This window comes from Streptomyces sp. Root1304, assembly GCF_001426405.1.
Lineage (GTDB): Bacteria > Actinomycetota > Actinomycetes > Streptomycetales > Streptomycetaceae > Streptomyces.
Map to the genome: position 1 here is coordinate 461,346 of NZ_LMEP01000022.1, position 17,828 is coordinate 479,173.

Below are 17,828 nucleotides of genomic sequence, written 5' to 3' on the forward strand. Positions count from 1 at the left end.
CATGAACGTCACCACCGACGCCCCCACTGTCACCGACACCCTCGACCCGACCGGCCGGCCCGCTGTCGAGATCGACTGGAGCGAGGCCTTCTGCAGCGAGGGCGCCAACTGTTTCCGCTTCGGCCTCGACGACACCGGCCGGGCCTACATCGGCTCGACGCTGACCCCCGGCGCGTACGTCAGCGACTCGGTGGAGGCGCTGCGGGCACTGATCTGCGCGGTGAAGGCCGGCGCCGCCGACCATCTGCTCTGAGCCGCCGAACGCCTGCGCTGTGTAGTCGCTCACCGGTCCGCCCGACGCCGACCCGGACGTGACCTGCGTCTCCGGCGACACGACTGAGCAGCGCACATAACGGAACGTAACCGAACATCGCCGGGACGGGCTTGGCCGACGCCTTACGGAGCCTTAACCTACGGTCTCGTAACCTACGGATTCGTAGGTATGCCCGTATGCTCTTCTCCGTCCCCAGGAGTCCCCGTGACGCTCACCTCTCCCCCTCTCGGCAGCTCGGCGGAGTGGACCGACGCGCGCCTGCTCTACGCGCTCGAAGAGGTCGTGGAGAAGGAGCTCAACCGGCACCTCAAGGTCACCAAGGACTGGATGCCGCACGAGTACGTGCCGTGGTCCGACGGCCGGAACTTCCCCGGCTTCTTCGAGGACGGCGAGGCCTGGGATCCGTCGCAGTCCAAGGTGACGGAGATCGGCAAGATCGCCCTCGTGGTCAACCTGCTCACCGAGGACAACCTCCCGAGCTACCACCACGAGATCGCCAGCCTCTTCGGCCGCGACGGCGCCTGGGGCACCTGGGTGCACCGCTGGACCGCCGAGGAGGGCCGTCACGGCATCGTGATGCGCGACTACCTGCTCGCCTCGCGCGCCGTCGACCCGGACAAGCTGGAGCAGTTCCGGATGTCGCACATGAGCGAGGGCTTCGAGTCCGACAACCGGCATTCGATGCTGCACTCCGTGGCGTACGTCGCCTTCCAGGAGCTCGCCACCCGCATCTCGCACCGCAACACCGGCCACCAGTCCGGCGACCCGGTCTGCGACCGGATGCTCTCGCGCATCGCCACCGACGAGAACCTGCACATGGTCTTCTACCGCAACCTGCTGGGCGCGGCCTTCGAGATCGCCCCCGACCTGACGATGCAGGCCGTGCGGGACGTCGTGGTCAACTTCCGGATGCCCGGACACGGCATGCCGGGCTTCGAGCGGGCGGCGGCGCAGATGGCGATCGGCGAGATCTACAACATGCGCATCCACCACGACGACGTGCTGCAGCCCGTCCTCCGCTTCCTGAAGGTCCTCCAGATCGACGGCCTCGGCCCGGAGGGGCTGCGCGCCCAGGAGGAACTGGGCCTGTACATGAACGGCCTGGACTCCGAGGCGAGCAAGTTCGACGAGAAGCTCGCGGCCCGCAAGGCCCGGATGGCCGCCCGCGCGGCCGGCTGATCAGGCGTCCCCCGGGGGTGGCTCAGCGGCTCTGCCGCTTGAGCCGCCCCCGCTCCTTCTCCGAGAGCCCGCCCCACACGCCGAACCGCTCGTCGTGCGTCAGCGCGTACTCCAGGCACGCCAGGCGCCCTTCGCACGCCCCGCACAGCTGCTTCGCCTCGCGCGTCGAGGACCCGGGTGCGGGAAAGAAGAACTCCGGCCCGGCCTGGGCGCACAGGGCGTTCTCCTGCCAGGACATGTCGGGCTCCGGTGCGGTCAGTACGGTCGTGTAGGTCTGCATGCGGTACACGCTGCCGGAGGGTCGTAAACGAGCCATCAACGTTCGCTCAATGCGGCGCGCCGGGTTCGATCAACACGGCGCGCCGAAAGAGATTGTCACCTCGTCGAACATGCGTGAAGATCACCGTATGACGACCAGAAAGGGCCATGCCGACTAGGCGCCCCGCCCCGCTCTCCGCAGGTCGCGCACCACCGGGTTCCGCCGCCCAGCGCCCGAACCCGCCGCGACCGCCCACCCAGGAGAGCCCGCCCGTGCAGAAGACCGCCCTCGTCCCCTACGCCCGGCTGCCCCGCGCGTACCACTCCCGTCATGTCCTGAGCAGCACCGTCGACGCCTTCGGCACCGCCCATTGGCTGCTCGTCGACCGCGCTCCGGAGCCGGGCACCGACTCACCGCCCTTCGACGCGCCGGTCGTCTCCGTCCATGAGGACGGCGGTGTCGAGGTCACCGAACTCGGCGCCGTACGGGCCCGGTGGCCGCACCTCGACCGGCTCCCCGACGGCGGCTTCGTCGTCGCCTCGTCCCGCGCCCGCCGGTACGAGGACGGGAACCAGGTGCAGGTCTTCGACGCCCTCGGCCGCGAGACCTGGTCCTTCTCCGTCGGGGACGCGATCGAGCACCTGCTCGTCGGCACCACCGGCGACCTCTGGGTCGGACATTTCGACGAGAACCCCCTCGGCATCCGCCGCTGGGGCGCCACGGGTGGGATCCGATGGGAGTCCGGCGAGATCCCCGGCTACGGGTGGATCATGGACTGCTACGCCATGAACGTCTCCGGCTCCGTCGCCTGGGCCTGCCCGTACACCGACTTCCCGCTTCTGGAGATCCGGCCCGACGGCTCGATGAAGGTGCGGGCCAACACCGTGCGGGGCGCCCACGCCCTGGCCGTACACGCGGGCCGGGTCGCCTTCTTCGGCGGCTACGACAAGGACCGGGACCGGATCGCCCTCGGCGACCTCACCGCGTCGTCCTTCGAGCTCGCGGACATCGGCCTGCTCACCCTGCCCGACGGCGGTCCCCTCGGCCGCCGGCGGAGCGTCTGCCGGGGGAGCAGGATCTACGTCCAGGCCGAGCCCTTCACCGAGTGGTGCGTGTTCGACCTCAGCGCCTGACGCCCAGTGCCGGGAGGATCGTTTCCGAGACTCTGTAGGCCTCCTCCAGGAGAGGGTTGCCGGACAGGATGAAGGTGTCCACGCCCAGGGCCTGGTACTCCTTGAGGCGTTCCAGCACCTGGGCCGTGGAGCCGACGACCGCCGTTCCCGGGCCGGGGCGGAACAGGCTCATGCCGGGCCACAGGTTCGGGTGGGTCTCCAGTTCGCGGGCCCGCGCCGGGACCTTGCCGCCGTGCTGGCGGAACTGGCGCTGCCAGCCCACCCCGTCCTCGCCCGCGCGCCCGCCGAGCTGCCGTGCGTACGTCGCCTCGCTGGTGACGTCCAGGAGCCGGTCGGCGGCGGCCCAGGCCTCGTCCTCGGTGTCGCGGACGATGAGGTGCAGGCGCAGACCGATGCGGAGGGTGCGGCCGTACGCGGCGGCCCGCGCCCGCACGTGGTCGAGCTTCCCCTTCAGCAGCTCCGGGGGCTCGCCCCAGGTCAGGTACACGTCGACGTGCTCGGCGGCCATCTCGATGCCCGGCGCCGAGGAACCCCCGAACCAGAGCGGTACGTGCGGTTCCTGGACCGGCCGCAGGTCGCGGAACGAGGCGCCCGCGTCCTTGAGTTCGTAGAACCGGCCCTTGTGGTCGAAGACCTCGCCGGCCGTGAGCCGCTTCACGATCGACCAGTACTCGGCGCTCAGTTCGTACCGCTCGTCGTGCTCGACGTGCAGCCCGTACTCGCGCAGCGCGGTCGTGGATCCGTTGACCACGTTGAAGCGGAGCCGCCCGCCGAAGAGGTTGTCGAAGCTCAGCGCCATCTTCGCGAGCAGGGTCGGCGCGATCAGACCCGGATGCACGGCGAGCAGCGGCTTGAAGCGGGTGCTGGTGGAGGCCGCGAGCGCCGAGCCGAGCGGCCACACGTCGTACAGGTCGGTGGCGAGCAACGCGCCGGTGTAGCCGAGGCGTTCGACCGTTCCGGCGAGCTGTGTCAGATAGCCGAGGTCGACCGGGCGGCGTCCGGCCGGCTCCCACGGGTAGGCGCCCTCACGCGGGATGATGTACCAGAGGACTTCGGGGGGCGATGCGGTCACGGGTTCAGGCCTTCCGGGGCAGGGCGTCGGCGACGGTCACCGCGCGGTCGATGAATCCGGTGCGGTGGAAGATGTCGGCCGCCTCCTGCTGCTCGGCGACGAACTCCTCGGTCACCGCCTCGATCGTCCACGGCAGCGCGCGCAGCGCGGTCTCCCAGTCCTCGACCGTGCCGCCCTGGTCGGCGGCGGCGATCTCGGCGGCCTCGCGCGGATGCGCGGCGGCCCAGTCGTCGGCCCGCCGCAGCGCCCGGGTGAGCGCCTCGACCACCTCGGGCCGCTGTTCGGCCAGGTCGCGGCGGGTGAAGAAGACGGACCGGTCGGTGATGACCTCGCCGGTGCGGACCAGGGTGCGCAGCCCGCCGGCGCGGCGGGCGGCGGCGAGTTCGGCGCCCTGCGCGACCCAGGCGGTGATCGCGCCGGAGCGGAGCTTCTCCTCGCTGTCGGCGCCGGCCCGGACGGGGGTGATGTCGGTGGCGTACGAGAGGCCCGTGTCGTCCAGGGCCTTGGCGACGAGATGGGTCTGCCAGGAGCCGACGGCGAGGTGGACGGTGCCGCCCTTGAGGTCGGCGACGGTGCGGACCCGGCTGTCCTCGGGGACGAGGAGGGCGCCGTGGCCGGGGCGGGGCGCCGAGACTGCGGTGTAGACGATGTCGTGACCGGCGGCCTGCGCGGTGACCGGCGGGGTGGATCCGGTGCCGCCGAAGTCGATGGTCCCGTCGGCGAGATGGGCCCCGGTGCGGACCCCGTCGGTGTACGGGTGCCAGGTCACGGTCTCGCCGAGCGCGGCGAGCTCCTCCTCCGCGTAGCCGAGGCGGGAGAGGTGGTAGAGGGAGGGGTTGCTGCGGTGGACACCGATGACGACGGTCATGTGGACACTCCTTCGAGGGGGCGGGTACGGGGGTGGGGTCGGGCGTGGGCGCCTACTCGGGCGCGGGTGCCTGGTCGGGCGTGGGTGCCTGGTCGGGCGTGGGTGCCTGGTCGGGAGTCGACGTCTCCTCGGGCGTGTCGACGCCCAGGTCGGAGAGGAGGCGGCGGCGCAGGGCCACGAACGCCGGGTCGCCGGGGTCGCGGGGGCGGGCCACGGTGACGGGTTCGTCGGTGACGAGCCGGCCGTCGCGCAGCACGGCGACCCGGTCGGCCAGGCGTACCGCCTCGTCGACGTCGTGGGTGACGAGGAGGACGGCGGGCCGGTGGATCCGGCGCAGTTCGCCCACCAGGTCCTGCATGCGGAGCCGGGTCAGCGCGTCGAGTGCGGCGAACGGCTCGTCCAGGAGCAGGAGTTCCGGCTCGCGGACCAGCGCGCGGGCGAGCGCCACGCGCTGCGCCTCGCCGCCGGAGAGGGTGGCGGGCCAGGCGTCGGCGTGACGTTCGAGCCCGACCTCGGCCAGGGCCCGCAGGCCGGTCGCCCTGGTGGCGGCGCCGCGCGGCAGCCCGACCGTCACATTGGCGAGGACCTTCTTGGAGGGGACGAGCCGGGGTTCCTGGAAGACGATCGTGCGGGCGGCGGGGACGAGGGCCTCTCCCCCGTCGGCGCCGTCGAGCGCGCCGAGGATGCGGAGGAGGGTGGTCTTGCCGCTGCCGCTCGCACCGAGGAGGGCGAGGAACTCGCCGCGCGCGAGCGTGAGGTCCAGGCCGTCGAGCACGGGCCGGGCGCCGAAGACCCGGCGCAGGCCGCGTACGCGTACGGCGGTGGAGGGCGTGGAAGGTGTGGGCTCGGTGGACGGGGTGGAAGCGGTGGTGATCGCGGTCATCGGGATCCTCCCCCCGGACCGGCCGTGCGCCAGGGCATGAGGGCCCGTTCCAGACCACGGACGAGGATGTCGGCGGTGAGGCCGAGCAGACCGTAGACGAGGATGCAGACGGCGAGGATGTCGGTGCGGGCGTAGCTCTGGGCCTGGGACATCAGGTAGCCGATGCCCTCGGTGGCGTTGATCTCCTCGGCGGCGATGAGCGCGATGACGCTCAGCGTCATCGAGAGCCGGAGACCGGCCAGGAGCGAGGGCAGCGCGCCGGGCAGGACGACCTGGCGGACGATGGCGACCCTGCCGAGACCGAAGCTGCGCATGGCCTCGACGAGCTTGCGGTCGGTGTTCCGGACGCCGCCGGTGGTGGAGACGTACATCGGGAAGGTCGTGGCGACCGCGATGAGCAGGATCTTCGCGGTCTCGTTGATGCCGAACCAGACCATGAAGAGGGGGACGAGGGAGAGGAAGGGGATGGTGCGGAGGGTCTGGAGGGAGGAGTCGAGGAGTTCGTCGCCGAGCCGGGTGAAGCCGGTGGTGATGCCGAGGGTGAGACCGGCGGCGAGGCCGATGACGAGTCCGGTACCGGAACGGGTCAGGGAGGTGGCGAGCGCGTCGGGCAGCTGACCGTTTCCCCACAACTCGCCTACTGCGTCCACGACTTGGGCGGGCGACGCGAGTACGTCGGGGGTGAGGAGACCGGTGACGGAGGAACCCCACCAGAGTGCGAGGAGGGCGACGGGTCCGAGGGCACGGACGGTCAGCGCGTACGCGCGGCGGCGGGGGCGACCGACCTGGGGGCGTGGCCTGACGAGTCCGGCGGTGCCGTCCTCGACCGGTGCCCCGCTCTTGGGTGCGGCGGGTACGGAGGGTGCGGCGGTGGCCGTGGTCGTGGCCGTCATGACAGCTTCTCGATGTCGAGGAGGTGTCCGGCGATGTCGACCTTGTTCGGCGTGACCTTCTGGTCGGCGTAGAACCGGGCGACGGTCTCGAAGCGCCTGATGTCCTCCGGTCCGATCGGGTCGACGGTGCCGGCCTTGGCGGTGAAGGAGATCTGCACCTCCTTGGCCTTGCCGTTCACGGCGGTGGGGCCTGCGTCGGTGAAGACGTTCAGGTAGGCGGCCGGGTCCTTCTTCTCCTTGGCGCTGTTGTCGTGGAGATAGGCGTAGAGCGCCTTGACGACCTCCGGGTGGTCCTTCGCGAAGCCCGACCGGACCGCGTTCAGGCTGTAGTTGTCCGATCCGATCGCGGTTCCGTCGGCGACGAAACGGGCCTTGCCCGCGCCGATCTCGGCGACGGCGTAGGTCGACCAGACGGCCCAGGCGTCGACCTGCCCGGCGTTGAACACGGCGGCCGTCTGGTCGGGCCGCAGATAGACCCGCTCGACCTTGTCGGCCGGCACCCCGGCCTTGGCGAGGGCCTTCAGGAGCAGGTACTCGCCGGTGCCGCCCTTGTTGACGGCGACCTTGCGGCCGACGAGGTCCCGGACGGAGGCGATGTCCGAGCCTTCACGGACGAGGATGCCCTCGCCGACGGGGTCGGGGTCCGTGGCGGTGAAGAACGCGAAGCCGGGGCTCTGGGAGAGGGAGGTGATGCCGGAGGTGATGGAGCCGGTGGCGATGTCGAGCTGGTCGGCGTTCATCGCCTGGGCGGCGGGCGCGAAGGGGCCGGCGCTGCCGGTCCACGCCACCTTGGCGCCGACGGCGGCGAGTGCCCTGTCGAGGCTGCCGTCCTTCTTGCCCCGGGCGAGGACTCCGGCGTTGCCGGGGTCCGGGATGCGGATGGTGACCGTCCCCTTCCCGCCCTTCGCCCCGGCACCGCCCTCGGCGGCGGCCGAACCGCTTCCGCAGGCGGTGAGGGTGGAGAGAGCGGCGACAGCCGCGAGGGCCGCCAGGGCGGCGAGCGGGGTGGTGGGGCGCATGGCGGTTGTCCTTCGGGAGCGGGGTGGGCGGGGCGGGGTGAGGTGAGGCGAGGTGGGACGAGTCGGGGTGGCGGATGCGGCCGGATGCACGGCGCGGGCCGACGCGGCGCGGTGCGCACCGGGCCGCGGACCGGTACGGGCCGGTGCGAGCCGGATCTGTCGGCGGCGCTGGGGTTCTCTCGCCGTTACGGCACCGAGTGCGGCGACGGCTCCCGCCCGGCCGTGGCCGCCAGGCCGCGGGCCAGTCGGAGCGGTTCCGGGGCGGCCCAGGCGCGTACGTCCACGGCCTCCGGCAGGAATCCGTGCGCGCGGAGGGCCGCCTCCTGCCGGGCGAGCAGGTCGAGCCGGGTGTCCGACAGGTCCGGGTGCAGGGTGCGGTGCGTCCCGGGCCGGTAGGCGCCCGCGACCCCCTCGGCGCCCGCGCCGGTCTCGGCACCGAGGATCCTGGCGACCTCGGCCGGCTCCTCGGCGGCCCAGTCGGCGGCGCGCAGCAGGACGGCGAGGAAGCGGGCGACCAGCTCGGGGTGCTCGTCCAGCAGGTCCTGGTGGACGGTGAGGGGGCGCGGGGTCCCGTTGTTGACACGGTGCGCGGGGTCGGGGAGGTCGTCGAGCTCCACCGCCACCTCCGCCCCCGCGCGCCGGGCCGCCTCGACGGCCAGGGCGCCCTTCACGTACACCGCGTCGACCTCGCCCCGGCGCAGCGCGTCCAGTTCCGCGGCCCACTGGCCCTGATGACCGTCGGCGGGTACGTCGACGAGGACGGCGTCGTCGAGCCCGTACCCCGCCGAGGCGAGGACGCCCTCGAAGCCGCGCAGGGCCATGGCCCGCCAGAAGTCGATGGGCACGGAGTGCCGGGGCAGGGCGAGCCGGAGGCCCCGCAGAGCGGCGGCGCCGCGCACCGGGGAGCCGGGGGCGACGAGCACGGCCTGTCGCTCCTCGATCCAGGTGAGTCCGACGAGCCGGGTGCGCTCGCCGCGGGAACGGGCCCACAGGGCGGGTACGTTGCCTCCCTCCCGGAACAGCCCGGGGAGCGCGTGGGTGAAGTGGGTGGCGCGGTCGGCGCCGGGGTCGGCGTCCTGGAGCGAGCGGACGGCGATGCCGTCGGCTGCGAACTCCCCGGCCAGCCAGCCGCGGTCGGCGGCGACGCCGGTGGCGGTGGGAACGGGGCAACGGGTGAACCAGAGCGTTTCGGGAACGCGGGCATGCGTCATGGAGGACTTCCCGGGGTGGGGTGGCGAGAGGAGGAGGGCGAGGCAACGGCGGCCGGGTGCGGACGCGACAGGGCCTTGAGAGAGAGTCCGGGCACGGGAGGGGCTCCAGAACCCGCCGACCGGAACTTCCTTCCCTGGCAAAGGAGTTGGCGTACGGCTAGCGGCTCACCTGGGAGCGGAAGGTGCCGACGGCCGGAGGGTCAAGGCCGAGCCGCGCCGACGCGCCGGCAACATCAGTGACCAGCGCCGTCAGCGGCGTGCGACCTCGGCGGACGGTGTGTGTCGTCCGACGACGACACCCCCGGATACGACGACCCTCGGATACGACGACGCCGGCCTTGGCGCCCGGCGAACCGCGTCGTCAGCGACAGCCGGCTCCCGCGACCCGCGCCAGGTCGATGTGACGGCGCCGGGTGAGCCCGAGCGGCGCGGGAGTCGTGGTGGGCGTGCGGCGTGCGGCGCGTCGTCCGTTCATGGCTGGCCCGGCTCCCTCCGGCTCGGTGTCGCTGTGGTGGCTTGGCCGGAACCCTGCCACGAATGTTCCGCCGCCGACAACTCGACTCCCACGATGCGGGATTGCGTATGAACGCAGTGTTTCCGACCTCGCAGGGCGCCCGATTCGGCTCCCGCCATGTGGCAGCGTGGGAGCCCGATCACCCACGGGGAGCGAACCCTATGACGACCGAGGCCGGCATCGCCCGACCCCCGGCGGGCGCCCAGGCGGTCCGCCGCGCACTCGACGTGCTGCACTGTTTCCACGACAACGGGCCCGACCTGAGCGCCTCCGACCTCGCACGGCGGCTGGGGCTCTCCACGTCCACGGCGCACCGGCTCGCCCGGACCCTGCTGGGTGCGGGCTTCCTGGAGCAGGACGCCCGGACGGCCCGCTACCGGCTGGGCCCGGCGATGACGGAGCTGGGCCGCCTCTCGTACCACCAGCGGGGACTGCACCTGGCCGCGCCCGAGCTGTCCGATCTGGCGGAACGGACCGGCGCCACCGCGGACTTGGCGCTCCGCAGCGGTCCGCACGTGGTCATCGTGGCGGGCGGTTCGGTGACCCCGAAGGTGGGTCTGCGCCGCCCGTTGCACTCGACGGCGCTCGGGAAGGTGCTCCTCGCGTGGCCCAGGGCGGGCGAGGCCGGACCGCGCTCGCTGCCGCCGCTGTACGCGTTCACCGAGCGCACTATCGTCGAACCACCGGCTCTGGCCGCCGAGTTGGCTCGCGTACGGGAGGCGGGGTACGCGCTCAACGACGGCGAGTCGGCCCTCGGGGTGCGGACGGTGGCCGTGCCCGTGCTGGAGCGGACGGGGCACGCGCGCTTCGCGCTCGCGGTCCGCGCGACCCCCGAGCTGATCACCGACGCGCGGCTCGACTGGCACCTGGCGCAGGCACGCGCCTGCGCCCGCGCCCTTGAGGTCCTGCTGCTCGCCCCGGCGGAGCGCCGGGATCCCGGCGAACGGGCCGGGTAGGCACGCGCCCCCGGGCGAGACCCGGACCGGTCCCGATCACCCTGGACGCCCCGGCCACGGCGCCGCTCCGCCACCCCGGCCAACCCCGGCGACCCCGGCGGCCGCCACCCGACCGACGGACCGCCACCGGGCGACGGCCGAACCCCACCGGGGACGCGCCCACCCGGCATACGCGGCGCTCGCCCGGATATGTCCGCACGGTCGTGCGTTCAGTACCATGGGCGGATGAGCGGCAGCACCGGAAGCGGCACCAAGTCCAAGACGGACGGGCGGGTCGAGCGCGGGAACCAGACCCGGCGCCTCGTGCTCGGCCGGACGATGGACATCGCCTCGGTCGAGGGCCTCGAAGGGCTGTCCCTGGGCCGGATCGCGACCGAACTCCAGCTGAGCAAGAGCGGCGTCTTCGCCCTCTTCGGCTCGAAGGAGGAGCTCCAGCTCGCCACGGTCCGGGCCGCCGTCGCGGTCTTCGCCGAGCGGGTCGTCACCCCCCTCGCGGACGTGCCGCCCGGCGCCCGCAGGGTGCGCGACCTGTGCCGGAAATGGCTGGCGTACTCCTCGGAGCGGGTCTTCGCGGGCGGCTGCTTCTTCTACGCCGTCTCCGCGGAGTTCGACGCCCGCACGGGGCCCGTCCACGATGCCGTCGCCCGTACCCGACACGACTGGACCGCCTACGTGGAGGGCGCCCTGAGCGAGGCCCGGGCGGTGGGCGACCTCGCCGGGGACCTGGACGTGGAGCAGGTGGCCTTCGAGGTGATCGCCCTGATGGAGGCGGCCAACGCGCAGTCCGTCCTGTTCGGCGACCCCGGGGTGTACGCCCGTGCCGAGCGCGGAATCACGGCCCGGCTGCGCGCCTCGGCCACGGACCGGGGCCGGGACGCGCTCGACGACCCGGGCACCCCCGACGCCACCGACCCCGCCGCCACCCCCACCCAGGGGTAGCGGGCTCAGCCCGCCGCCACACCCTCCCCCGAGCGGTCGCCGACCGGTGCCGTCAGGAACTCCACCGCCTCGGCCACGACCTCCGCGTCCGTCAGGATGCGACGGTGCCCGAGCCCCTTCGTGACGACGAGCCGGGCGCGGTCGCCGTGCGCCCCCGCCAGCCGGCGCGCCTGGGCGAGGGGCACCATGTCGTCACCCTCGTCGTGGAACAGCAGGACGGGCGCGCCGAGCGCGCCGGGGTCCGCGTCGAAACGGTCCCAGATGCCGGGCTCGTCGGGCGCGAGGCGCCCTTCGACGTACGCCCGCATGCACCGGATCACCCGCTCGTCGAGCCCGAAGCCGGTCCGGAAGCTCTCGGTGAGCATCTCGAAGGAGCCGACGCCGCCGAGTCCGACGAAGCGGCTCGTACGGACGCCGTCGCGGAGGGCGAAGAGGGCGGCGAGGACCCCCAGGCTGTGGGCGACGACGGCGTCGAAGTCGCCGTGCCGCGCGTGCAACTCCCGGATGATCTCCCGGTATTCGAGGATGTTGCCGGCCCGTCCGGAGGATTCCCCGTGGCCGGGTGCGTCGAAGGCGACGACGCTGTGACCGCGTGCGAGCAGGGCCTCGGCGAAGGCCGACAGCCGCGAGGCGCGTGAGGACCAGCCGTGGACGAGCAGGACGGGCCGGGCGCCGTCGCCCCACACGTAGGTGACGACGTCCTTGTCGCCGACGCGGAGGCGTCCGGTGCGCGCGGCGGCGAGGAGCGCCTGCTCCCCGGGCTTCACCTTCCCCCGGCCGAGGGGGCGGACGAAGAGGTGGAAGGCCAGTCGGCCGGCCGGTCCGGGGGCGACCCGGGCGGCGGTGTTCAGGGCGGGGCGGATGAGCGGAGCCATCGGGTACATGCCGGAATCTCCTCGGTCGTCCTGGGGTGAAAAAATGCCAGCACGACCGTTCGTCTTGTTTTAGAGTGAAGAAGAAGGCGGGCCGGCGCCCACCCGGGGACACCGGCCCGCCCCCTCACCCTCGCCATCCACCGATCGATCCGGCCGTCGCCCCACCGACAGGCCGCTCACTCGTCCCCGTCCGCCGCCCCGTCCTTCTTCTTCGCCCTGCTCGGCTGCACCCGCTTCGGTTCGCCCGGCATCTTCGGGTACTCCGGCGGATACGGCAGGTCCCCGAGGCCGTGTTCCGCCTCGTCCCGCCGGGCCAGCTCCAGCAGGGACTCCAGGCCGAAGCGCTCGTCGTCCATGTCGGCGTGGACGTCGCCGACTTCGGCGTACCTGACCGGCATCGTCCTGATGTCGAAGTCCTGCGGCACGGCGTCGTCGATCTCCTCCCACCGCAGCGGGGCCGACACCGGCGCGTGCGGGCGGGGGCGTACGGAGTAGGCGGAGGCGATCGTGCGGTCCCGGGCGGTCTGGTTGTAGTCGACGAAGATCCGCTCGCCGCGCTCCTCCTTCCACCACTTGATGGTGACCCGCTCCGGCATCCGGCGCTCCAGCTCCCTACCGCAGGCGATGGCGGCGCGCCTGACCTGCGTGAAGGTCCATTCGGGCGTGATCGGCACGAAGACGTGGAGCCCTCGCCCGCCGGAGGTCTTCGGCCAGCCGCGCAGCCCGTGCTCGTCGAGGACGGAGCGCAGCTCGTGGGCCGCGCGGACCGCGTCGGAGTAGTCGGTGCCGGGCTGCGGGTCGAGGTCGATGCGCAGCTCGTCGGGGTGGTCGGTGTCGCCCCTTCGTACCGGCCAGGGATGGAAGGTGACGGCGCCGAGGTTGGCGGCCCAGAGCACGGCCGCCGGTTCGGTCGGGCACATCTCGTCGGCCGACCGGCCGCTGGGAAAGGTGATGTGGGCCGTCGGGATCCAGTCGGGCAGGTACTTCGGGGCCCGCTTCTGGAAGAAGGACTCGCCGGTCACCCCGTCGGGGTAGCGCTCCAGGGTGGTGGGGCGGTTCCGCAGCGCGCGGGTGATCCCGTCCCCCACGGCCAGGTAGTAGCTGACCATGTCGAGCTTGGTGTAGCCGGGTTCGGGGAAGTACACCTTGTCCGGATTGGACACGCGTACGGTCCGGTCGCCGACTTCCAGTTCCACCGCTGCCGCCTTGCCTGCCATGCGGGTCAGCCTAGATCTCGCCGACAACTCCCGCATACCGGACAATCGCCTCATGGATCTGCCGGTGATGCCGCCCGTGAAGCCGATGCTCGCCAAGTCCGTGAAGAAGATTCCGCCGGGCATGCAGTACGAGGCCAAGTGGGACGGATTCCGTGCGATCGTGCACCGGGACGCGGCCGAGCTGGTCATCGGCAGCCGTACCGGCAAGCCCCTGACCCGCTACTTCCCCGAACTGGTCGAGGCGCTCGCGGCCCGGCTGCCGGAACGCTGTGTGGTCGACGGCGAGATCGTCATCGAGCACGACGGCCATCTCGACTTCGACCGGCTCAGCGAGCGGATCCACCCTGCCGACTCCCGGGTCCGGATGCTGGCCGAGACCACCCCCGCCCGGTTCATCGCCTTCGACCTGCTGGCCCTCGGCGACGCGTCGCTCCTCGACACCCCGCTCGGCGAACGGCGGGAGGCCCTGGAGGCGATGCTCGCCGGCGTCGACGCACCCGTGCACCTGGCCCCCGCGACCCGGGACGCGGAACTCGCCGCCCGCTGGTTCGAGCAGTACGAGGGAGCGGGGCTCGACGGCGTGATCGCCAAGCCGCTCGACCTGCCGTACCGGCCCGACGCCCGCCTGATGTACAAGATCAAGCACGATCGGACGGCCGATGTCGTCGTGGCCGGCTACCGCTTCCACAAGAGCGGCCCCGTGGTCGGCTCGCTCCTGCTCGGCCTGTACGACGACGGTGGCGTCCTCCAGCACGTCGGCGTCTGCGCGGCGTTCACCGCCGTCCGGCGCGCCGAGCTGATCGGGGAACTGGAACCCCTCCGGATGGACCCGCCGGACGGGCACCCGTGGGCGGCGTGGGCGAACGAGGCCGCCCACGAGGGGGCGCGACTCCCCGGAGCGCCGAGCCGCTGGTCGGGCAAGAAGGACCTGTCGTGGGTGGCGCTGCGGCCCGAGCGGGTCTGCGAGGTCGGATACGACCACATGGAGGGCGACCGCTTCCGTCACACCGCGCAGTTCAAGCGCTGGCGCCCGGACCGTACACCGGAGTCCTGCGGGTACGGGCAGCTGGACGAGCCGGTGTCGTACGACCTGTCGGAGATCCTGACCTGAGCGAGTCCGAGGCGACCGTGGCCCCACCCGCCCGGTCCGGTCACCCCGGTCGCTCCGGCCCCGCCGACAGCTCCCGCCACACTGGCCACCCCGCCCCCTCCGACCCCACCGGTGCCCTCCCTCCCCATCGATCCGCCGAGTGAGATGCTTCACATTCTCCCGTCGGTCGGTTTATCCCAACCAGCCCGATCCGACAGCCCGTTCGACGAACGTACGGTCGATACGCAGGGACGGTGCGCAATTCCGTCGCGGCCGCCCACCCCCGTACCTGCGAGAACGCTCCCCGCGGCCCGGGGTGCCCCGGCCCGCTCCCCCGGCCCGTCCCCCGCGCGGCCCGCCCGAGGGGCGTCCCGTCGTTGCCCCGCCGGGACATCGCCGTGCCGGAACCCGTACGGCGATCCGGTACGTATGGAGTGGAGACCCTTCCGTACCCTCCCCGGACCGACTAGGACTGACCCGTGATCACCTCGCCCTCGCGCCTCGTACCCGTCCCGATCCCCGACCGCGTGGCCGCGCTGATCGGTTCCTGTCTGCCGCTGCACGTCCTCCAGGCCGAGGTCGACGCGGACTCCGCGGCCCGTGAGGTGTACCGGTTCCGGGGGCCGCTCTGCGCGGAGGACCGTGCGGACCGCGAGCACGCCCTCGCCGCGCTCGCCCGCGCCAACAAGATCCTCGCGAAGCACCACCCCCAGCTGCCGGTCATGCCCTGACGGCCCCGCCGGCCCCGACGGGCCGCCCTCCCGCATCCGCCGCTCCGGGTCCGCCCGTTCGGCCGTCCCCCGCATGCACGCGGCCGGGGCCGGTGTGACGCTGCGAGAGTGACCACGACCAGCGACGCAGCGCCCGCGCCCTCGGCCGCCACCGAGCCACCCGTGCTCGACAGCCGCCGCCGCAACATCGTCTTCGGCACGATCATGCTGGGTGTCCTCCTCGCCGCCCTGGACCAGACGATCGTCGGCACCGCCCTGCCCACGATCGTCTCGGACCTCGGCGGCGCCGCCCACATGTCGTGGGTGGTCACCGCGTACCTGCTCGCCGAGACGGTCGCGACCGTCCTCGTCGGCAAGTTCGGCGACCTCTTCGGCCGCAAGGTGATCTTCCAGATCTCGGCGGTCGTCTTCATCACCGGCTCGTTCCTCTGCGGACTCGCCACCAACATGACGCTGCTGATCGTCTGGCGCGGACTCCAGGGCATCGGCGCCGGCGGGCTCATGGTCACCTCGATGGCGCTCATCGCCGATGTGATCCCGCTGCGCGAACGCGGCAAGTACCAGGGCGCGATCGGCGCCGTGTTCGGCGTCTCGACGGTCATCGGCCCGCTCCTCGGCGGGCTGTTCACCGACCACCTCACCTGGCGCTGGGCGTTCTACGTCAACGTCCCCATCGCCATCCTGGTCGTCATCGCCGCCGCCCGCACGATCCCCTCCGTGCGCTCGGCGAGCCGCCCCGTCATCGACTACGCCGGTATCGCGCTCGTCGCCGCCGGCGCCAGCGCCCTGATCCTGGCCACCAGTTGGGGCGGCAACGAGTACGCCTGGACCTCCGGTGTCATCCTCGGTCTCTTCGCCCTGGGGATCGTCGCCCTCGGCCTGTTCTGCTGGGTGGAGACCCGCGCGGCGGAACCCATGCTGCCGATGCGGCTGTTCAGCAACCCGGTCTTCACCGTCTGCTCCGTGCTGAGCTTCGTCGTCGGCTTCGCCATGCTCGGCGCGATGACCTTCCTGCCGACGTACCTCCAGTACGTCGACGGGGACTCCGCGACCGTCTCCGGCATCCGCACCCTGCCCATGGTGGTCGGCCTGCTCATCGCCTCCATCTTCAGCGGCAACGTCGTCAGCAAGACCGGCCACTACCGGACCTTCCCGATCGTCGGCTGCCTCGTGATGGGCCTCGGGCTCTACCTGCTCTCCCTCATGAACCCGGACACCAGCACCTGGCTGGCGTCGCTGTACATGTTCGTGCTGGGCGTCGGCATCGGCCTGTGCATGCAGGTCCTCACCATCGCCGTGCAGAACACCGTCGACTACGCCGACCTCGGCACCGCCACCTCCGGCGTCACCTTCTTCCGTACGCTCGGCAGCTCCTTCGGCACCGCCGTCTTCGGCACCATCTACGCCAACTCCCTCAAGCCCAACCTGGCCGCCGGAGTCGGCGAGGCCGCCGCCGTCGCCGGGAGCCTCGGCGTGGACCCGACCGGCATCGCGCAGGCCGCGCAGAGCCCGGCCGGCGTCCACGGGCTGCCCGACCAGATCGCTCGGCCGATCGTCGACGCCTACGCCGACACCCTCCACACCGTCTTCCTCTGGACGGTGCCGGTCGCCGCCGTCGGCTTCGTCGTCGCGCTCTTCCTGAAGCAGGTCACGCTCCGCGACTCCGCGCGCGCCGCCGCACCCGACATGGGCGAGGGCTTCGCCTCCCCCACCACCTCCGGCGACTCGGCGAAACTCCTCGAACTCTCCGTCGGCCGCCTCCTGAGCCGTATCGACCTCGACACGGCCCGGCGGATCGTCGCCGCCTCCGACACCCGCCTGGACACGGCGGGTGCCTGGGCGGTGATGCAGGTCGAGCTGTTCACACGGACGGTCGGGCACGCGAGCCTCGGCCTGATCTCGGCGGGGCGGCGGGTGCCGCCCGAGGTGCTCCTGCCGGTCTTCGACCGGATGGTCGACGAGGGATTCCTGACCCGCGACGGGAACCTGCTGTCCCACACCCCGGCGGGCGAGCGCGAGGCGAACGTCATCGCGCGGGCCTGGGGCGACTGGCTGTCCGAGCGGGTCGAGCAGGAGCAGGGCCGGCCCAGCGGGCCGGAACTGCGGGTGGCGACGGACGCCATCGCCAAGAAGGTCGTCGCCGAGGACCTCGCGACGGGCATCCCGGTCGGCCGGACGACGGTCTCGGCGGGGGTCCGCTGAGGCCGTCGGGCACAGCGGGGGGACCGACCGGCCTCCCCGCTCCTCGCCCCTACTCGCCGATGTCGCCGTCCACGTACACCCACGCCCCCTCGTGGCGCGCGAAGCGGCTCCGTTCGCTCAGCGCGCCCGGTTCGCCGCCGTGGACGTACCGCGCCGTGAAGGTGACGGTGCCGTGCTGGTGGAAGGCCGTGCCCTCGGTGGCGCCCTCGATCTCCAGTCCGGTCCAGCGCAGCCCCGGGTCGAAGTCGACCTCCCCCGGGCGGGTCGCCGGCGCCCAGGTACGGAGCAGATAGGCCTCGTCGCGGACCACGAAGGCGCTGTAGCGGGAGCGCATGAGCAGTTCGGCGGTGGGCGCGGTGCCGCCCGTCCCGGTGTGGAAGCGGCCGCAGCAGGCACCGTAGGCGGCGTCGAGCCCGCAGGGGCACGGCGAGTCCGCGGTCACGGCGGGCGCGGTGCGGCTCGCGGCGGCAGGGGAGGTGCGGGGGCGGGTCTTGCGTCGGGACATGCCGTCAT

General features: G+C 72.6%; 19 protein-coding genes. 8 read left to right on the plus strand and 11 right to left on the minus strand.

Going from position 1 to position 17,828, the window contains the following annotated elements:
• Position 1 precedes the first annotated feature (1 nt).
• On the plus strand, positions 2-253 hold the full coding sequence (locus tag ASD33_RS21485; protein ID WP_347232297.1) for a hypothetical protein: 252 nt from the start codon (positions 2-4) through the stop codon (positions 251-253).
• 225 nt (positions 254-478) lie between these two features.
• Entirely contained in the window at positions 479-1,453 is a 975-nt protein-coding gene (locus ASD33_RS21490; protein ID WP_056562695.1) for an acyl-ACP desaturase, read from the plus strand.
• A gap of 22 nt (positions 1,454-1,475) precedes the next feature.
• On the opposite strand, the gene ASD33_RS21495 is transcribed toward ASD33_RS21490, so the two are convergent.
• The gene (locus tag ASD33_RS21495; protein WP_056563202.1) at positions 1,476-1,733 is read right to left on the minus strand and encodes a WhiB family transcriptional regulator; all 258 of its coding nucleotides are present in this window, start codon (positions 1,731-1,733) and stop codon (positions 1,476-1,478) included.
• A gap of 251 nt (positions 1,734-1,984) precedes the next feature.
• Between ASD33_RS21495 and ASD33_RS21500 the strand changes: the two genes are divergently transcribed.
• Complete coding sequence (locus ASD33_RS21500; protein WP_056562698.1) at positions 1,985-2,845, plus strand: hypothetical protein; 861 nt, start codon at positions 1,985-1,987, stop codon at positions 2,843-2,845.
• On the opposite strand, the gene ASD33_RS21505 is transcribed toward ASD33_RS21500, so the two are convergent.
• The 7 genes from ASD33_RS21505 to ASD33_RS36955 all read right to left on the minus strand — a co-directional run bounded on the left by ASD33_RS21505 (position 2,835) and on the right by ASD33_RS36955 (position 9,266).
• Complete coding sequence (locus tag ASD33_RS21505) at positions 2,835-3,917, minus strand: LLM class flavin-dependent oxidoreductase (RefSeq protein ID WP_056562700.1); 1,083 nt, start codon at positions 3,915-3,917, stop codon at positions 2,835-2,837. The genes ASD33_RS21500 and ASD33_RS21505 overlap by 11 nt on opposite strands.
• A 4-nt stretch (positions 3,918-3,921) precedes the next feature.
• Positions 3,922-4,785, minus strand: a complete 864-nt coding sequence (locus ASD33_RS21510) for an ABC transporter substrate-binding protein (RefSeq protein WP_056562703.1) — start codon at positions 4,783-4,785, stop codon at positions 3,922-3,924.
• 52 nt (positions 4,786-4,837) lie between these two features.
• Entirely contained in the window at positions 4,838-5,668 is an 831-nt protein-coding gene (locus tag ASD33_RS21515) for an ABC transporter ATP-binding protein (protein ID WP_079044913.1), read from the minus strand.
• On the minus strand, positions 5,665-6,561 hold the full coding sequence (locus ASD33_RS21520) for an ABC transporter permease (protein WP_056562707.1): 897 nt from the start codon (positions 6,559-6,561) through the stop codon (positions 5,665-5,667). The genes ASD33_RS21515 and ASD33_RS21520 overlap by 4 nt, the downstream gene beginning before the upstream one ends.
• Positions 6,558-7,580, minus strand: a complete 1,023-nt coding sequence (locus ASD33_RS21525) for an ABC transporter substrate-binding protein (RefSeq protein WP_056562710.1) — start codon at positions 7,578-7,580, stop codon at positions 6,558-6,560. The genes ASD33_RS21520 and ASD33_RS21525 overlap by 4 nt, the downstream gene beginning before the upstream one ends.
• 185 nt (positions 7,581-7,765) lie before the next feature.
• Positions 7,766-8,791: an ABC transporter substrate-binding protein gene (locus ASD33_RS21530; RefSeq protein WP_056562712.1), complete on the minus strand. Its 1,026-nt coding sequence runs from the start codon at positions 8,789-8,791 to the stop codon at positions 7,766-7,768.
• A 361-nt stretch (positions 8,792-9,152) separates the two neighbouring features.
• Entirely contained in the window at positions 9,153-9,266 is a 114-nt protein-coding gene (locus tag ASD33_RS36955; protein WP_347232298.1) for a putative leader peptide, read from the minus strand.
• Between the two features lie 200 nt (positions 9,267-9,466).
• On the opposite strand from ASD33_RS36955, the gene ASD33_RS21535 reads away from it, so the two are divergent.
• Both ASD33_RS21535 and ASD33_RS21540 read left to right on the plus strand, forming a co-directional pair.
• Positions 9,467-10,261: an IclR family transcriptional regulator gene (locus tag ASD33_RS21535; protein ID WP_056562715.1), complete on the plus strand. Its 795-nt coding sequence runs from the start codon at positions 9,467-9,469 to the stop codon at positions 10,259-10,261.
• Positions 10,262-10,486: 225 nt separating this feature from the next.
• A complete protein-coding gene (locus ASD33_RS21540; protein ID WP_056562718.1) occupies positions 10,487-11,200 on the plus strand; it encodes a TetR/AcrR family transcriptional regulator in 714 nt (237 codons plus the stop codon).
• Between the two features lie 5 nt (positions 11,201-11,205).
• Here the strand turns inward: ASD33_RS21540 and ASD33_RS21545 are convergent, their stop codons facing one another.
• Together ASD33_RS21545 and ligD are read right to left on the minus strand one after the other, a co-directional pair.
• The gene (locus ASD33_RS21545) at positions 11,206-12,084 is read right to left on the minus strand and encodes an alpha/beta hydrolase (protein WP_056562721.1); all 879 of its coding nucleotides are present in this window, start codon (positions 12,082-12,084) and stop codon (positions 11,206-11,208) included.
• Between the two features lie 167 nt (positions 12,085-12,251).
• Complete coding sequence (gene ligD, locus ASD33_RS21550; RefSeq protein ID WP_056562723.1) at positions 12,252-13,292, minus strand: non-homologous end-joining DNA ligase; 1,041 nt, start codon at positions 13,290-13,292, stop codon at positions 12,252-12,254.
• Positions 13,293-13,344: 52 nt separating this feature from the next.
• On the opposite strand from ligD, the gene ASD33_RS21555 reads away from it, so the two are divergent.
• The 3 genes from ASD33_RS21555 (at position 13,345) to ASD33_RS21565 (ending at position 17,315) form a co-directional block, all read left to right on the plus strand.
• A complete protein-coding gene (locus ASD33_RS21555; protein ID WP_056562726.1) occupies positions 13,345-14,403 on the plus strand; it encodes an ATP-dependent DNA ligase in 1,059 nt (352 codons plus the stop codon).
• A gap of 461 nt (positions 14,404-14,864) precedes the next feature.
• Complete coding sequence (locus ASD33_RS21560; protein WP_199863571.1) at positions 14,865-15,113, plus strand: hypothetical protein; 249 nt, start codon at positions 14,865-14,867, stop codon at positions 15,111-15,113.
• Positions 15,114-15,221: 108 nt separating this feature from the next.
• Positions 15,222-17,315, plus strand: a complete 2,094-nt coding sequence (locus tag ASD33_RS21565) for an MDR family MFS transporter (protein ID WP_079044914.1) — start codon at positions 15,222-15,224, stop codon at positions 17,313-17,315.
• 49 nt (positions 17,316-17,364) lie between these two features.
• Here the strand turns inward: ASD33_RS21565 and ASD33_RS21570 are convergent, their stop codons facing one another.
• A complete protein-coding gene (locus ASD33_RS21570; RefSeq protein WP_107103770.1) occupies positions 17,365-17,820 on the minus strand; it encodes a YchJ family metal-binding protein in 456 nt (151 codons plus the stop codon).
• Between the last annotated feature and the right edge of the window lie 8 nt (positions 17,821-17,828).

Bases quoted from the DNA above. Each gene is read 5' to 3' on its own strand.
- ASD33_RS21515 (WP_079044913.1), bottom strand. From the start codon at position 5,668: ATGACCGCGATCACCACCGCTTCCACCCCGTCCACCGAGCCCACACCT.
- ASD33_RS21520 (WP_056562707.1), bottom strand. From the start codon at position 6,561: ATGACGGCCACGACCACGGCCACCGCCGCACCCTCCGTACCCGCCGCA.
- ASD33_RS36955 (WP_347232298.1), bottom strand. From the start codon at position 9,266: ATGAACGGACGACGCGCCGCACGCCGCACGCCCACCACGACTCCCGCG.
- ASD33_RS21495 (WP_056563202.1), bottom strand. From the start codon at position 1,733: ATGCAGACCTACACGACCGTACTGACCGCACCGGAGCCCGACATGTCC.
- ASD33_RS21525 (WP_056562710.1), bottom strand. From the start codon at position 7,580: ATGCGCCCCACCACCCCGCTCGCCGCCCTGGCGGCCCTCGCGGCTGTC.
- ASD33_RS21485 (WP_347232297.1), top strand. From the start codon at position 2: ATGAACGTCACCACCGACGCCCCCACTGTCACCGACACCCTCGACCCG.
- ASD33_RS21545 (WP_056562721.1), bottom strand. From the start codon at position 12,084: ATGTACCCGATGGCTCCGCTCATCCGCCCCGCCCTGAACACCGCCGCC.
- ASD33_RS21535 (WP_056562715.1), top strand. From the start codon at position 9,467: ATGACGACCGAGGCCGGCATCGCCCGACCCCCGGCGGGCGCCCAGGCG.
- ASD33_RS21510 (WP_056562703.1), bottom strand. From the start codon at position 4,785: ATGACCGTCGTCATCGGTGTCCACCGCAGCAACCCCTCCCTCTACCAC.
- ASD33_RS21555 (WP_056562726.1), top strand. From the start codon at position 13,345: ATGGATCTGCCGGTGATGCCGCCCGTGAAGCCGATGCTCGCCAAGTCC.
- ASD33_RS21540 (WP_056562718.1), top strand. From the start codon at position 10,487: ATGAGCGGCAGCACCGGAAGCGGCACCAAGTCCAAGACGGACGGGCGG.
- ligD (WP_056562723.1), bottom strand. From the start codon at position 13,292: ATGGCAGGCAAGGCGGCAGCGGTGGAACTGGAAGTCGGCGACCGGACC.
- ASD33_RS21530 (WP_056562712.1), bottom strand. From the start codon at position 8,791: ATGACGCATGCCCGCGTTCCCGAAACGCTCTGGTTCACCCGTTGCCCC.
- ASD33_RS21570 (WP_107103770.1), bottom strand. From the start codon at position 17,820: ATGTCCCGACGCAAGACCCGCCCCCGCACCTCCCCTGCCGCCGCGAGC.